The following is a 15,901-nucleotide window of genomic DNA, read 5'->3' as shown; positions in this document are numbered from 1 at the left end:
TGCGCGTTGGTGCCGCTGATGCCGAACGACGACACCGCCGCGCGGCGGGGCCGGTCGGCGGCCGGCCACGGCCGCGCCTCGGTGAGCAGGGCGACGGCCCCGGCCGTCCAGTCGATGTGCGGGGACGGCTTCTCGACGTGCAGGGTGGGCGGCAGCACGCCGTGCCGCATCGCCAGCACCATCTTGATCACGCCGGCGACGCCCGCCGCCGCCTGGGCGTGGCCGATGTTCGACTTGACCGACCCCAGCCACAGCGGCCGGTCCTGCGGCCGGCCCTGCCCGTACGTGGCGAGCAGCGCCTGCGCCTCGATCGGGTCGCCCAGGGCGGTGCCGGTGCCGTGCGCCTCGACGGCGTCCACGTCGGTCGTGGCGAGCCGGGCGTTGGCGAGGGCCTGCCGGATCACCCGCTGCTGGGCGGGGCCGTTCGGCGCGGTCAGGCCGCTGCTGGCGCCGTCCTGGTTGACCGCGCTGCCGCGGACGACGGCGAGGACGCGATGGCCGTTGCGCTGCGCGTCGGAGAGGCGCTCCAGCAGGAGCATGCCGACGCCCTCGGCGAATCCGGTGCCGTCGGCGCCCGCGCCGAAGGCCTTGCACCGGCCGTCGGCGGACAGGCCGCGCTGCCGGGAGAACTCGGTGAGCATGCCGGGGGTGGACATGACGCTCACCCCGCCGGCGAGCGCGAGCCGGCACTCGTCCTGCCGCAGCGCCTGGGTCGCCAGGTGCAGCGCCACCAGCGACGACGAGCAGGCGGTGTCGACGGTGACGGCCGGGCCCTCCAGGCCGAACAGGTACGAGATCCGGCCCGAGGCGACGCTGCCGGCGCTGCCGTTGCCGACGTGGCCGCCCAGTTCGTCGGTGGTGCCGGCGGCCTGGGAGGCGTAGTCGTGGTAGATGAGCCCGACGTAGACGCCGGTGCTGCTGCCCCGCGCCGAGTGGGGGTCGATGCCGGCCCGTTCGAAGGCCTCCCAGGACGTCTCCAGCAGCAGCCGCTGCTGCGGGTCCATCGCGAGGGCCTCCCGGGGCGAGATCCCGAAGAAGGCGGCGTCGAACTGGGCGGCGTCGTGGAGGAAGCCGCCCTGGCGCGGTACGGACGTGACGTCCTCGCCGTCGGCGCGCAGGTCGTCCAGGTTCCAGCCCCGGTCGGTGGGGAACGGCGAGATGACGTCGGCGCCGGCGGTGACCACGTCCCAGAGCTGCTCGGGGGTCTGCACGTCGCCGGGGAACCGGCAGGCCATGCCGATGATGGCGATCGGCTCGTCGAGCGCGGCGGCCGTGGCGACCGCGACGGGACGGTCCGCCGCCGCCGCGCCGCCGAGTTCCCGGTCGAGGAACTCGGCGAGCACCACCGGGGCGGGGTAGTCGAATGCCACGGTCGCGGGCAGCCGCAGCCCGATCGCGGCGGACAGCCGGTTGCGCAGTTCCACCGAGGTGAGCGAGTCGAAGCCCAGTTCCTTGAAGGCGCGCTGGGTGTCGACGCTCTCGGCCGAGCGGTGCCCGAGCACGGCGGCCACGCTGGCGGCCACCAGGTCGAGCAGGTGGCCGCGCCGTTCCGCCGGGCTGAGCGTCGCCAGCCGGTCCCGCACGGACGCGGTGTCCGCCGGGCCCCGGCCCACCGCGCGCCGGGCCGGGCCGGTGGCCCGGATCAGGTCGCGCAGCAGGCTGGGCACGGCACGGCCGGCCGGCCGTGTCGCCGCCGGCGGCAGGTTCATCAGTACGAGGTGCGCGTCGCCGCGCTGGCGGGCCAGCTCGTAGAGCGCCACGCCCTGCTGGTCGGTCAGCGGGGCGCTGGTGGCCCGGATGGCCTTGCGGTGGTCGCTGCCGCCCAGGTGGGCGGTCATGGCGCTGCTGGTGGCCCACAGCCCCCAGGCGAGGCTGGTGGCGGGCAGGCCCTGCTGGTGGCGGTGCCGGGCGAGGGCGTCGAGGAAGGCGTTGGCCGCCGCGTAGTTGCCCTGGCCGGGCGAGCCGAGGGTGGCCGCCACGGAGGAGAACAGCACGAACGCGGCCAGGTCCAGGTGCCGGGTCGCCTCGTGCAGCGCCCAGCCGGCGTCCACCTTCGGTGCCAGCACGGCGTGCAGGGCCGGCTCGTCGAGCGAGCCGATGGTCGCGTCGGCGATCACCCCGGCGGTGTGGACCACCGCGGTCAGCGGGTGCGCCGGCTCCACCAGCGCCAGCAGCCGGGTCACCTGCGCGGGGTCGGCCACGTCGGCGGTGCCGACGGTGACCCGGGCGCCCGCGCGGGTCAGCTCCTCGACCAGGTCCCCGTACTGCTCCGGGCCGCGGCGGGAGGCCAGCAGCAGGTGCCGGGCCTGGCCGGTGGCGACGAGGTGCCGGGCGACCACGCCGGCCAGCGTCCCGGCGGCGCCGGTGATCAGCACGGTGCCGTCCGGGTCGGCGGGCGCGGGCACCCGCAGGACGACCTTGCCGATGTGCCTGGCCTGGCTGATGTGCCGCAGCGCCTGCCGGGCCTGCCGCACGTCCCACGCCCGCACGGGCAGCGGGCGCAGCGCGCCCTGCTCGAAGAGGGCGAGGACCTCGGCCAGCATCTCGCCGATGCGCCGGTGGCCGGCCTCGTTCAGGTCGAACGCGCGGTACGTCACCCCCGGGTGGGCGGCGGCGACCACGTCCGGGTCGCGCAGGTCCGCCTTGCCCATCTCCACGAACCGGCCACCACGCGGCAGCAACCGCAGCGACGCGTCGACGAACTCCCCCGCCAGGGCGTCCAACACCACGTCCACCCCGGCGCCACCGGTCACCGAGCCGAAGGACTGCTCGAACTCCGTCGTCCGCGACGACGCGATCCGCTCCTCGGCCACGCCCAGCCCGCGCAGCACACCCCACTTGCCGGGGCTGGCGGTGGCGAACACCGTCGCGCCCCAGTGCCGGGCGAGCTGGATCGCGGCCATACCGACCCCGCCCGCGCCGTTGTGGATCAGCACCGACTCGCCGGCCCGCAGACCGGCCAGGTCGTGCAGCGCGTAGTACGCGGTCAGGAAGACGACCGGCACGGACGCGGCCTGCGCGAAGGACCAGCCGGCGGGGATCTTCGCGACGAGGTCGCGGGTGGCGATCACCTCGGGGGCGAAGGCGGGCTCGAACATGCCGAGCACCCGGTCGCCGGGCGCCAGGTCGGTCACGCCGGGGCCGACCTCGACCACCACGCCCGCACCCTCGCTGCCCATCACCGCAGCCGGATCCGGGTACATCCCCAGACCGATCAGCACGTCCCGGAAGTTCACCCCCGCCGCACGCACGGCGATACGCACCTGACCCGCGTCCAGGGCCACGGCCGTGGCGGGCACCATGCCGATTCCGTCCAGGGTGCCGGGGCTCACCGCACCGACCCGCCACAGTCCGGCCGGCGGGAGGAGTTCGTCGGCGGCCGGGCCGGCGGGCCGGCCCAGGCGCGGGGTGCGCACCTCGTCGCCGCGTACGGCCACCTGGCCGCCGGTGGTCGACGGGTCCTCGGCCACGCCGGCCAGTACGGCGAGGGTGGCCGGGGTGAGTTCGCCGTCGACGTCGGCGAGGACGATCCGGCCCGGGTGCTCGGACTGCGCGGAGCGCAGCAGGCCCCAGACCGCCGCGCCGGCCAGGTCCCGCAGCGCGTCGGCCGGGGTGGCGACGACGGCGCCGCGGGTCAGCACCACCAGCGTCGTGTCGGCCAGGGCCGCGCTGTCCAACCAGGACCGCACGACGTCGAGCACCCGGGCGGTGACCGTACGGACGAGGTCGGGCAGGTCGCCGTCCGGCGTGCCGGCGTCGACCGGGAGGACCAGCGCGCGGGGCGCCTCGACCGACCCGGCCGAGACCGCCGCGGTCACGTCGTCGACGGTCGGGAACACCGGCGTGGCCAGGCCCGCCGGCGCGTCCCCGGCGCCGAGCAGCGCCCAGCCGGAGACGTCCCGTGCCGGGGTGACCGGCTCGGTCTGCCACGTCACCTCGAACAGCGACCGCTCGGCGGTCTCCGCGCCGGCGGCGTCGCTCATCTCCCGCAGCGCGAGCGACTCCACGGACACCACCGGCGTGCCGGACTCGTCGCCGGCCACCAGCCGGACCCGGGAGCCCGTCCGGGTCAGCCGTACCCGCAGTGTCCGGGCGCCGGAGGCGTGCACCTGCACGCCCTCGAACACGAACGGCACGCGCGGCCCGCCGGACCGCTCGGTCAGCAGCAGCCCGACGGGGTGCAGCGCGGCGTCCAGCAGGGCCGGGTGCACGGCGAAACCGGCGGCGTCGACGGCCGCCTCGTCCGACAGGGCGACCTCGGCGTACGCCTCGTCGCCGGCGGTCCACAGCCGGCGCAGGCCCCGGAACGCCGGCCCGTAGGCCAGGCCACGCTCCGCCAGCGCCGGGTACCAGCCGGCGAGGTCCATCTCGGCCGCCCCGGCCGGCGGCCAGGAGCCCACGGCCGGCTCGTCGGCGGCCTGCTCCAGCAGGCCGTCGGCGTGCCGCACCCACGCGGCCTCCGGGTCGCCGTCGGGCTGCGAGTGCACCGCCACGGGCCGGGCGTCGGAGCCGTCGGCCGCGCCGACGCGCACCTGCACGCGGACCGCGCCCGTCTCCGGCAGCACCAGCGGCGCGGCGATGGTCAGCTCGCGCACCCGCGACGCGCCCACCTCGTCGCCGGCCCGTACGGCGAGTTCCACCAGGGCGGTTCCCGGCAGCACCACCGCGCCGCCGACCACGTGGTCCGCCAGCCAGGGGTGCGTCGACAGCGAAAGCCGGCCGGTCAGCACGACCTCGTCGTCACCGGCGAGCCGCACCGCCGCACCGAGCAGCCCGTGCCCCGCCGCGCCCAGGCCCGCGCCCGACACGTCACCGGCCGCCGACCGGTCGACCGCAGGCCAGAACCGGTCCCGCTGGAAGGCGTACGTGGGCAGGTCGACGGGGGCGGCGCCGGAGCCGGCGAACACCCTCGTCCAGTCCACGGGCACGCCGGCGACGTGCAGGTCGCCGAGGTTGGTCAGCAGTTGACGCGGTCCGTGCTCGTCGCGGCGCAGCGAACCCGCCACCACGCCCGCGTCGCCGGTGCCGGTGGCCCGGTCGAGCGCGTCCTGGACGGCCACCTTGAGCACGGGGTGCGGGCTGACCTCGACGAAGACCCGGAAGCCCTCGTCGACCAGCCGGTCCACCACGGGCCCGAGCCGGACCGGTTCCCGCAGGTTACGGTACCAGTACTCCGCGTCGAGCCCGGTGGTGTCGATCAGCTCCCCGGTGACGGTGGAGTGGAAGGCGACCGTGGTGGACCGGGGCTCGACCGTGCCGAGCCCGGCCATCACCTCGTCGCGGACCGCGTCGACGTGGCCGCAGTGCGACGCGTAGTCGACGGCGATCTGCCGGGCCCGGATGTCCCGCTCGGCGCAGTGCGCGAGCAGCGCGGTGACCGACGCCGAGTCGCCGGAGACCACGGTCACGGCGGCGCCGTTGACGGCGGCGACGGAGAGGGTCCCCTGCCACGGCGCGATCAGCTGCTCGGTGTCGGCGGCCGGGAGCGGCACGGAAACCATGCCGCCCCGGCCCACGATCGCCAGCAGGCCGCGGCTGCGCGCCACGACGAGCCGCACCGCGTCCGCGAGGGTCAGCGCGCCGGCGACGCAGGCCGCGGCGATCTCGCCCTGCGAGTGCCCGACGACGGCGGCCGGCTCCACGCCGCACGAACGCCAGAGCTGCGCGAGGGACACCATGACGGAGAAGAGCACGGGCTGGACGACGTCCACCTGGTCCAGCGGCGGCGCGCCGGGCGCCTCCCGGAGCACGTCATCGAGGGACCAGTCCACGTGGCGGGACAGCTCGTCCGCGCACTCCCGCATCCGCTGCCGGAAGACCGGGGAGGCGTCCAGCAGGTCCAGCGCCATGCCCGCCCACTGCGAGCCCTGGCCGGGGAAGACGAAGACGACCTTCGGCGTCGCGTCCACAGCGGTCTGCGCGCCGTCGGCGGCGGCGAGCGCGGCCAGGCGGGCGACGGCGTCGTCCCGGTCGCCGGCCACGGCGACCGCGCGGTACGGGTGGTGGGCCCGCAGGGTGGCCAGGGAGAACCCGAGGTCGCGCAGGTCCAGGTCGGCGTCGGCGGCGAGGCGCTCGCCGAGGCGGGTGGCCTGCTCGCGCAGGGCGCGGGGGCTGCGGCCGGACACCAGCAGCGGCACGGCGGCGGGGCCGACCAGGCCGGGCAGGTCCCCGGCCGGCGGGGGCGTGGCCGGGGCGGCCTCGTCCGGCGCCTGTTCGATGATGGTGTGCGCGTTGGTGCCGCTGATGCCGAACGACGACACCGCCGCGCGGCGGGGCCGGTCGGCGGCCGGCCACGGCCGCGCCTCGGTGAGCAGGGCGACCGCCCCGGCGCTCCAGTCGACGTGCGGGGACGGCTCGTCCACGTGCAGGGTCGGCGGCAGCATGCCGTGCCGCATCGCCAGCACCATCTTGATCACGCCGGCGACGCCCGCCGCCGCCTGGGCGTGGCCGATGTTCGACTTGATCGACCCGAGCCAGAGCGGCTCCCCGCCGTTCCGGTCCTGCCCGTAGGTGGCCAGCAGGGCCTGGGCCTCGATCGGGTCGCCGAGGGTGGTGCCGGTGCCGTGCGCCTCGACGGCGTCCACGTCGGCCGTGGCGAGCCCGGCGTTGGCGAGGGCCTGCCGGATGACCCGCTGCTGGGACGGGCCGTTCGGGGCGGTCAGACCGTTGGACGCGCCGTCCTGGTTGATCGCGGAGCCGCGCACGACGGCGAGGACGCGGTGCCCGTTGCGCCGCGCGTCGGAGAGCCGCTCGACCAGCAGCATGCCCACGCCTTCGGCCCAGCCGGTGCCGTCGGCGGCGGCGGCGAACGCCTTGCAGCGCCCGTCCGGGGCCAGCCCGCCCTGCCGAGAGAACTCGGAGAACATGCCGGGCTGCGCCATCAGCGCCACCCCGCCGGCCAGGGCCAGGTCGCACTCTCCGCCGCGCAGCGCCTGGGCGGCGAGGTGCAGCGCGACCAGGGACGAGGAGCAGGCGGTGTCGACGGTGACGGCCGGGCCTTCGAGGCCGAACGTGTAGGCGACCCGGCCGGAGGCGACGCTGCCCGCCGTCCCGGTGAGCAGGTGTCCCTCGAGGCCGTCCAGGTCGTCGCGGCCGCTGCTGGCGTAGCCGGAGGAGGCGGCTCCGACGAAGACGCCGGTGGCGGTGCCGGTGACCCCGGTGGGGTCGATGCCGGCGTACTCGAAGCTCTCCCAGGCGGTCTCGAGCAGCAGCCGCTGCTGCGGGTCCATCGCGAGGGCCTCGCGGGGGCTGATGTTGAAGAAGCCGGCGTCGAAGTCGGCCGCGTCGTAGAGGAACCCACCCTGGTCGGTGACGGTGCCGCCGGCCTGGTCGCCGTCCGCGCCGTACAGCCGGTCAAGGTCCCAGCCGCGGTCGGTGGGGAACCCGCCGATGGCGTCGGAGCCGGAGGTGACGAGCTGCCACAGCTGCTCGGGGGTGGCGACGCCGCCGGGGTAGCGGCAGGCCATGCCGATGATGGCGATCGGCTCGTCGGCGTCGCCGGTGCCGACGGTACGCACCGTCGGGCCGGCGCCGGTGGCGTGGCCGAGCTGCTGGAACAGGTGGTCGGCCAGCCGGGCCGGGGTGGGGTGGTCGAAGGCCAACGTGGCGGACAGCCGCAGCCCGGTCGCGGCGCCCAGCCGGTTGCGCAGTTCCACGGAGGTCAGCGAGTCGAAGCCCAGGTCCTTGAAGGCCCGGGCGGCGGAGACCGCCTGCGCCGAGGCGTGACCCAGCACGGTCGCGGCCTGCCCGCAGACCAGGTCGACCAGCGCCTGCCGGGCGTCCGCCTCGGGCAGGCCGGCCAGCCGGTCCCGCCAGGAAGCCCCGGTGGTCGGCCGGTCGGTGGCCGTGCGCCGCCGGCCGGCGGCGCGGACGAGCTGCCGCATCAGCGGCGGCACCTGGCTGATCTCGCCGGTGACCTGGAGCCGGGCCGCGACGACGACCGGTGAGGCCGACGGCAGGGCCGCGTCGAGGAGTTCGGCGCCCTCGGCCGGGGAGAGGCCGCTCATGCCGACGCGCCGCAGCCGCTGCTGGTCGTCCCCGTCGAGGTGCGCGGTCATGGCGCTGGCGGTGGCCCACATGCCCCACGCGACGCTGGTGGCGGGCAGGCCCTGCTGGTGGCGGTGCTGGGCGAGGGCGTCGAGGAAGGCGTTGGCCGCCGCGTAGTTGCCCTGGCCGGGCGAGCCGAGGGTGGCCGCCACGGAGGAGAACAGCACGAACGCGGCCAGGTCCAGGTGCCGGGTCGCCTCGTGCAGCGCCCAGCCGGCGTCCACCTTCGGCGTCAGCACCGTACGCAGGGCCTGCTCGTCGAGCGAGCCGATGGTCGCGTCGGCGAGGATCCCGGCGGTGTGGACCACCGCGGTCAGCGGGTGCGCCGGGTCGACGCCGGCGACCAGCCGGGTGACCTGCGCGGGGTCGCTGACGTCGACCGCCACGGCGGTGACCTCGGCTCCCGCGTCGGTCAGGTCCCGGACGAGGGTGGCGTAGTCGTCACCGCCGGCCTGGTCGGGGTGGCGGCGGGAGGCCAGCAGCAGGTGCCGGGCCTGGCCGGTGGCGACGAGGTGCCGGGCGACCACGCCGGCCAGCGTCCCGGCGGCGCCGGTGATCAGCACGGTGCCCTCGGGGTCCACCGGGGCGGGGACGCGGAGCACCACCTTGCCGACGTGCCGGGCCTGGCTGACGTACCGCAGCGCCTGCCGGGCCTGCCGCACGTCCCACGCCCGCACGGGCAGCGGGCGCAGCGCGCCCTGCTCGAACAGCGCCAGGAGCTCGGCCAGCATCTCGCCGATCCGGGTGCTGCCCGCCTCGTTCAGGTCGAACGCGCGGTACGTCACCCCCGGGTGGTCGGCGGCGACCACGTCCGGGTCACGCAGGTCCGCCTTGCCCATCTCCACGAACCGGCCACCACGCGGCAGCAACCGCAACGACGCGTCGACGAACTCCCCCGCCAGGGCGTCCAACACCACGTCCACCCCGGCGCCACCGGTCACCGCACCGAAGACCTGCTCGAACTCCGTCGTCCGCGACGACGCGATCCGCTCCTCGGCCACGCCCAGCCCACGCAGCACACCCCACTTGCCGGGGCTCGCCGTGGCGTGGACGGTGGCGCCGAGGTGGTGGGCGAGCTGGATGGCGGCCATGCCGACCCCGCCCGCGCCGTTGTGGATCAACACCGACTCGCCGGCCCGCAGACCGGCCAGGTCACGCAGGGCGTAGTACGCCGTCAGGAAGACCAGGGGCATCGACGCCGCCTGGGTGAACGACCAGCCGGCGGGCATCTTCGCGATCCGCTCCCGCGCGGCGACCGCCTGCGGGCCGAATCCGAACTCGAACATGCCGAGCACCCGGTCGCCGGGCGCCAGGTCGGTCACGCCGGGGCCGACCTCGACCACCACGCCCGCACCCTCGCTGCCCATCACCGCAGCCGGATCCGGGTACATCCCCAGACCGATCAGCACGTCCCGGAAGTTCACCCCCGCCGCACGCACGGCGATACGCACCTGACCCGCGTCCAGGGCCACGGCCGTGGCGGGGACCAGGTCCACCCCGTCCAGCGTGCCCGGGGCGACGGCGGCCAGGTGCCACGGGCCGGACGACGGCGGCGTCAGCTCGTCGCCGGCCGGCCGCACCAGCCTCGGCACGAGCGTCCGGTCGCCACGCAGCGCGAGCTGGCCGCCGGAGACCGACGGGTCGACCGCCGCCCCGGCCAGCACGGCGAGGACGGTCCGGTCCAGCTCGCCGTCGACGTCGGCGAGGACGATCCGGCCCGGGTGCTCGGACTGCGCGGAGCGCAGCAGGCCCCAGACCGCCGCCGCCGCCGCCAGGTCGGTGACCTGGTCATCGTCCCCGGCGGCGACCGCGCCCCGGGTCACCACGACCAGCTTCGCGTCCGCCACCTCGTCGGCGGCGAGCCAGGACCGCAGCACGTCCAGGACACCGGTGGTGACCGCCCGCACGGCGTCCGGCGGGGCGACGCCGGGGTCGCCGGCCGGTACCGCCAGCAGCACCTGCCGGGCCGGGTGCCCGCTCGCGGCCAGCGCCGCCACGTCGGCGTGGACCGGCAGCTCCGGCAGCGCGGCCGGGGCCGGCCCGCCCAGCACCGCCCACCCCGCGACGTCGTCGACGGGGACGACCTGCTCGGCCGGCCACGCCACGTCGAACAGCGACCGGGCGGCGGCGCCGTGCGGCGTCACCCCGGTCATCTCCCGCAGCACCAGGGAGTCCACCGACACCACCGGCGTGCCCGCGCCGTCGCAGGCGACCAGCCGCACCCCGGCCCCGTCGCGGGTCAGCCGCACCCGCAGCGTCCGGGCGCCCGAGGCGTGCACCTGCACGCCCTCGAACGCGAACGGCACCCGCGGCCCGCTCGCCGCCTCCCCGGCGAGCAGCAGCGCCACCGGGTGCAGGGCGGCGTCCAGCAGCGCCGGGTGCACCCCGAACGCGCCGGCCTCGCCGGCCGCCTCGTCGGGCAGCGCCACCTCGGCGTACACCTCGCCGTCGGTCGACCAGACCCGCCGCACGCCCTGGAACACGGGCCCGTACGACAGGCCGTGCTCGGCCAGCCTCGGGTACCACCCGGCCAGGTCCACCTCGGTCGCGTCCGCCGGCGGCCACGCCCCCACGGTCGGCTCGTCGGCCGACGTCGGCTCCAGCACACCGTCGGCGTGCCGCACCCATCCGGTGTCGCCGTCCTCCTCGGGCTGGGAGTGGACGGCGACCGACCGGGTGCCGGCCTCGTCGGCCGCGCCGACGCGCACCTGCACGCGTACCGCGCCGGAGGCCGGCAGCACCAGCGGCGCCGCGACGGTCAGCTCGCCCACCCGGGACGCGCCCACCTCGTCGCCGGCGCGGACGGCCAGCTCCACCAGCGCGGTGCCCGGCACCACCACGGCGCCGGACACGACGTGGTCCGTCAGCCACGGGTGCGTCGAGGCCGACAACCGGCCGGTCAGCACCACCTCGTCGTCACCGGCGAGCCGCACCGCCGCGCCGAGCAGCGGGTGTCCCGCCACGCCCAGGCCGGCGCCCGTCACGTCGCCGACGCGCCACGGCACCACCTCGGGCCAGAACCGCTCCCGCTGGAAGGCGTACGTGGGCAGGTCGACCCGGCACGCGCCGGTGTCGGCGAACCACTCCTGCCAGGCCACCGGGACGCCGTGCACGTGCAACTCGGCGAGGGCGGCCAGCAGCGCCTGCGCCTCCGGCCGGTCCCGGCGCTGGGCCGCGACGGCCAGCACGTCGTCGTCGGGCAGGACGTCGGCCGCCATCGCGGTCAGCACGCTCTGCGGCCCGATCTCCAGGAACGTGTCGACGCCGGCGGCCCGCAGCGCGGTGAGCCCGTCGGCGTAGCGGACGGCCTCGCGGACGTGCCGCACCCAGTACTCGGCGGTGCGGATCTCGTCGGGGTCGGCGAGCGTCCCGGTCAGGTTCGACACCAGCGGCAGCGCGGGCGCGGCGAAGGTCAGCCGCGCGACGATGCCCCGGAACCGCTCCAGCACCGGCTCCATGAGCGGGCTGTGGAACGCGTGGCTCACCGTCAGCCGGCGGACCCGCACGCCCCGGTCCCGCCAGGCGCGCTCCACCTCGTCGAGGGCCTCGACGGCGCCGGACACGACCACCGAGGTCGGCCCGTTCACCGCGGCGATCCCGACCCGGTCTGCCAGGCCGGCGATGGACTCCGCCACCGCCGCCTCGTCCGCCGCGACGGCGAGCATCCCGCCGCCGGCGGGCAGGGCCTGCATCAGCCGGCCCCGGGCGGCCACCAGCAGGCAGGCGTCCTCCAGGGACAGCACCCCGGCCACGTGCGCGGCGGCGATCTCGCCGATCGAGTGGCCGCCCACGAAATCCGGCGTCACGCCGAACGACTCGACGAGGCGGAACAGCGCCACCTCGACCGCGAACAGCCCGGCCTGGGTGAAGGCCGTCTGGTCCAGCAGCGCCGCCTCGGGGGTGCCCGGCTCGGCGAACAGCACCTCGCGCAGCGGCTGCGGCAGCACCCGGTCTAGGTGCCGGCACGCCTCGTCCAGCGCGGCGGCGAAGACGGGGAACTCGTCGTACAGCTCCCGGCCCATGCCGGCGCGCTGCGCGCCCTGGCCGGAGAAGAGCACCGCCAGCGGGCCCCGGTCCCCGGCCCGGCCCGCGACCACCGCGCCCGACGACTCTCCCGCCGCCAGGGCGGCCAGCCCGCCGAGCAGGCCCGCGCGGTCCTCGGCGAGCACCACGGCGCGCTGGTCGAGCGTCGACCGGGACACCACCGACGACCAGCCCACGTCGACCGGGCGCGGCGCGGCGTCGTCGCCCAGCCAGCGGGCCCACCGGTCCGCCTGCGCGGCCAGCGCGGCCGGCTGCGCGGCCGACAGCAGCACCGGCGCGACGGCGGGCCTGCGGGGCGTGACGGCCTCGTCGTCCACCGGCTCGGGGCTCGGGGCCTGCTCCAGGATCAGGTGGGCGTTCGTGCCGCTCATGCCGAAGGACGAGACGGCGGCCCGCCGGACGTGGTCGTCGCCCGGCCACGGGCGCGCGGCGTCCAGCAGCGACACCGCCCCCGTCGACCAGTCGACGTGCGGGGACGGCTTCTCGACGTGCAGGGTCGGCGGCAGCACGCCGTGCCGCATCGCCATCACCATCTTGATGACGCCGCCGGCGCCGGCGGCGGCCTGCGGGTGGCCGATGTTCGACTTGAGCGACCCCAGCCACAGCGGCCGGTCGGCGGGCCGCCCCTGGCCGTACGTGGCCAGCAGCGCCTGCGCCTCGATCGGGTCGCCGAGCCGGGTGCCCGTGCCGTGCGCCTCGACCACGTCCACGTCGGACGGCGCGAGCCGGGCGTTCTCGAGCGCCTGCCGGATGACCCGCTGCTGGGAGGGGCCGTTGGGGGCGGTCAGGCCGCTGCTGGCGCCGTCCTGGTTCACGGCGCTGCCCCGGATCACGGCCAGGACGGGGTGCCCGTTGCGCCGGGCGTCGGAGAGCTTCTCGACCAGCAGCATGGCGACGCCCTCGGACCAGCCGGTCCCGTCGGCGTCGGCGGAGAACGCCTTGCACCGGCCGTCGGAGGCCAGCCCCCGCTGACGGGAGAACTCGACGAAGGCGCCGGGCGTGGCCAGCACGGTGACGCCGCCGGCCACCGCGAGGGAGCACTCGCCGTCCCGCAGGGCCTGGCCGGCGAGGTGCAGCGCGACCAGCGAGGAGGAGCAGGCGGTGTCGATCGTGACGGCCGGCCCCTCCAGCCCGAACGAGTACGCCAGCCGGCCGGACATGACGCTCGCCGCCGTGCCGGTGAGGACGTAGCCCTCCGCGCCCTCGGGCAGCTGCCGCAGCACGGACGTGTAGTCCTGCCCCGCCGTGCCGACGAACACCCCGGTACGGCTGCCCCGCACCGACGTGGCGTCGATGCCGGCCCGCTCGAAGACCTCCCAGGTCACCTCGAGCAGGAGCCGCTGCTGCGGGTCCATGGCCAGCGCCTCGCGCGGCGAGATCCCGAACAGGGTCGGGTCGAACAGGCCGGCGTCCCGCAGGAACCCGCCCCGGTTGCTGTAGGTGGTGCCAGGGTGGTCGGGGTCCGGGTCGTAGAGCCGCTCCAGGTCCCAGCCCCGGTCCTCGGGGAACGTGCCGGTGGCGTCGACGCCGCCCGCAACCAGGTCCCAGAGGTCCTCCGGCGAGGCGACCCCGCCGGGGAAACGGCAGGCCATGCCGACGATCGCGATCGGCTCCGCGTCCTCGTTCTCCAGCTCGCTCAGGCGCCGGCGCGCCAGGCGGAGCTCGGAGGTCACCCACTTGAGGTGTTCGAGGAGCTTGTCTTCGTCCGCCATGACCCACCCGCCCAGAGCTTGCTATCGATCGGAATCTGCCGATTCGCTGACCACACCACCGCCGACGGCCCGGCTTCGTGCACAGGTGAGTGGGGACGTGACCGTCCGGCCCAGCGCCCGATCCCTGTTTCCGAATCCGTTCCGTGCCTGCTCAGGCGTCCGTCACGCCGGAGCCCCTGCCGGCACATGCCCGCCACCGTGAGTGGACGGTACTGAGCGCCAATGTCGTCCCCAACCCCTAGAGAACCCCTCATCGGCAGGGCCGGAAAGGCCGCCGAGGCGCGCGGGAAAGAGACCGTCGATCCGCATCGCGCGGGCCGGTCAGGCGGGGTGGCCGACGGCTGCCGGCAGGATGCGGCGCAGCCGCCCCGGGGGCGTGGAGCGGCGCCGCCACTCCCGCGGGTAGCCCACCGAGACCTCCTCGAACCGCACGCCGTCGTACCAGGTGGTGCGCGGGATGTGCAGGTGGCCGTAGACGGCGACGCGGGCGTCGAAGCGGGTGTGCCAGTCGGCGGTGGCCTCGGTGCCGCACCACTGCGCGAACTCCGGGTACCGGAGGATCCGGGTGGGCTCGCGGACGAGCGGGAAGTGGTTGACCAGGACGGTGGGCAGGCCGCCGCGTTCCGTGGTGAGCCGACGCTCGGTCACGGCCAGCCGCGCCCGGCACCAGGCGTCCCTCGTCGGGTACGGGTCCGGGTGCAGCAGGATCTCGTCGGTGCAGACCACGCCGACCTCGTGGGCCCGCGCCAGGGCCTGCTCCTTCGTGTACGTCCCGGGGGGCCGGAAGCTGTAGTCGTAGAGCAGGAACAGCGGGGCGATCAGCACCGGGTCGTCGCCCTGCGGGTCCCAGACCGGATACGGGTCCTCCGGGGTGACCACGCCGAGCCCTCGACACAGCTCCACCAGGTGCCGGTAGCGCTCGTCCCCCCGCAACTGGACCGGGTCCTCGCGGGGAGTCCACAGCTCGTGGTTGCCGGGGGCCCAGACCACCTTCGCGAAGCGACGGCTGAGCAGTCCCAGCGCCCATTCGATGTCGCTGACGAACTCCCCGACGTCGCCGGCGACGATCAGCCAGTCGCCGTCCCGCTCCGGCCGCAGCCGCTCGACGATGGCCTTGTTCTCCGCGTGGACCACGTGCAGGTCGCTGATGGCGAGCAACTGAGGCAGGCCGGATCCGGCCATGCGGACCTCCCGTCCATCCGGGGTACCGCACGCACCCTGATCCGTACCGTCCGGCTGCCGATGGGCAGCACGGTACGGCCTGACGGGCTCCGACCCTACGGAGCCGCACCCGCGCAGGCACACCCCTAGACAGCCACCGCGCACCCCTAGGCGGCGGTGACCTGCCGATGCCGGCACCGGCAGGTCACCGGGCCCGCCCGCACCGGGCCCGTGGCCGTTGCCGGCGCCCGCCGGCGCTCCGCCCGGTTCGGCGTCGCCTGCTCAGGACTTGCCGAACTCCCGCTGGATGATGTCGAACAGCTCCTCCCGGCTCGCCGACTCCAACTCGTCGCCGGCGGCCGGCGTCGGTGCGGGGGCGGGACGCCCCCGCCACCGGGCCACCAGGTCCTCCAGCCGGCCGATGACCGCGTCGTCGACCTGGTCGCCCGGCAGCCCGCCGAGGAGCTGGTCGAGGCGCTCGATCTCCGCCACGATCGGCAGCGCCGGCTGCCCCGGCGCCAGCTCGGCCCGCAGGTGCCCGGCGAGCGCCTGCGGCGTGGGGTGGTCGAAGACGAGCGTGGCGGGCAGCCCGATCCCCGTCTCGGCGGTCAGCCGGTTGCGCAACTCGACCGCGGTGAGGGAGTCGAAGCCCAGTTCGAGGAAGCCGCGGCCGGGCCGGATCCCGCTCGGCGTGGCATGCCCCAGCACCGCCGCCGCCGTGCCGCGGACGAGGTCGAGCAGGATGCGGTCGCGCTCCGGCTCGGAGGCGGCGGCCAGCCGCTCCCGCAGCGCCGACGCCGCGCCGCCGTCGTCGCCGTGCGGTCTCTCCTCGGCCTGCGCGGGCTGTGCCTCGGGGATCTCGGTGAACAACCGACTCGGCCGCAACGCCGTGAACGACGACACGAACCGATCCCACCGCACATCCGCCACCACCACCT

3 protein-coding genes are annotated in these 15,901 nt (G+C 76.3%); all 3 read right to left on the bottom strand.

All coding sequences use genetic code 11. The annotated features are described in order from the left end of the window. The coding region (locus ABT006_RS33980) for an SDR family NAD(P)-dependent oxidoreductase (protein WP_350712574.1) at positions 1-13,802 on the bottom strand (13,802 nt) is incomplete at its 3' end. 321 nt (positions 13,803-14,123) lie between these two features. Further along, positions 14,124-14,984, bottom strand: a complete 861-nt coding sequence (locus ABT006_RS33975) for a metallophosphoesterase family protein (RefSeq protein WP_350712573.1) — start codon at positions 14,982-14,984, stop codon at positions 14,124-14,126. Positions 14,985-15,245: 261 nt separating this feature from the next. Next, the coding region (locus ABT006_RS33970; protein WP_350712572.1) for a phosphopantetheine-binding protein at positions 15,246-15,901 on the bottom strand (656 nt) is incomplete at its 5' end.

Source organism: Micromonospora sp. NPDC002717 (genome assembly GCF_040295705.1).
Lineage (GTDB): Bacteria > Actinomycetota > Actinomycetes > Mycobacteriales > Micromonosporaceae > Micromonospora.
The sequence above is the reverse complement of the archived record's forward strand: the minus strand, read 5'-3'. Positions and strand labels throughout refer to the sequence as shown.

Coding starts and splice junctions, on each gene's coding strand:
- ABT006_RS33975 (WP_350712573.1), bottom strand. CDS start 14,984: ATGGCCGGATCCGGCCTGCCTCAGTTGCTCGCCATCAGCGACCTGCAC.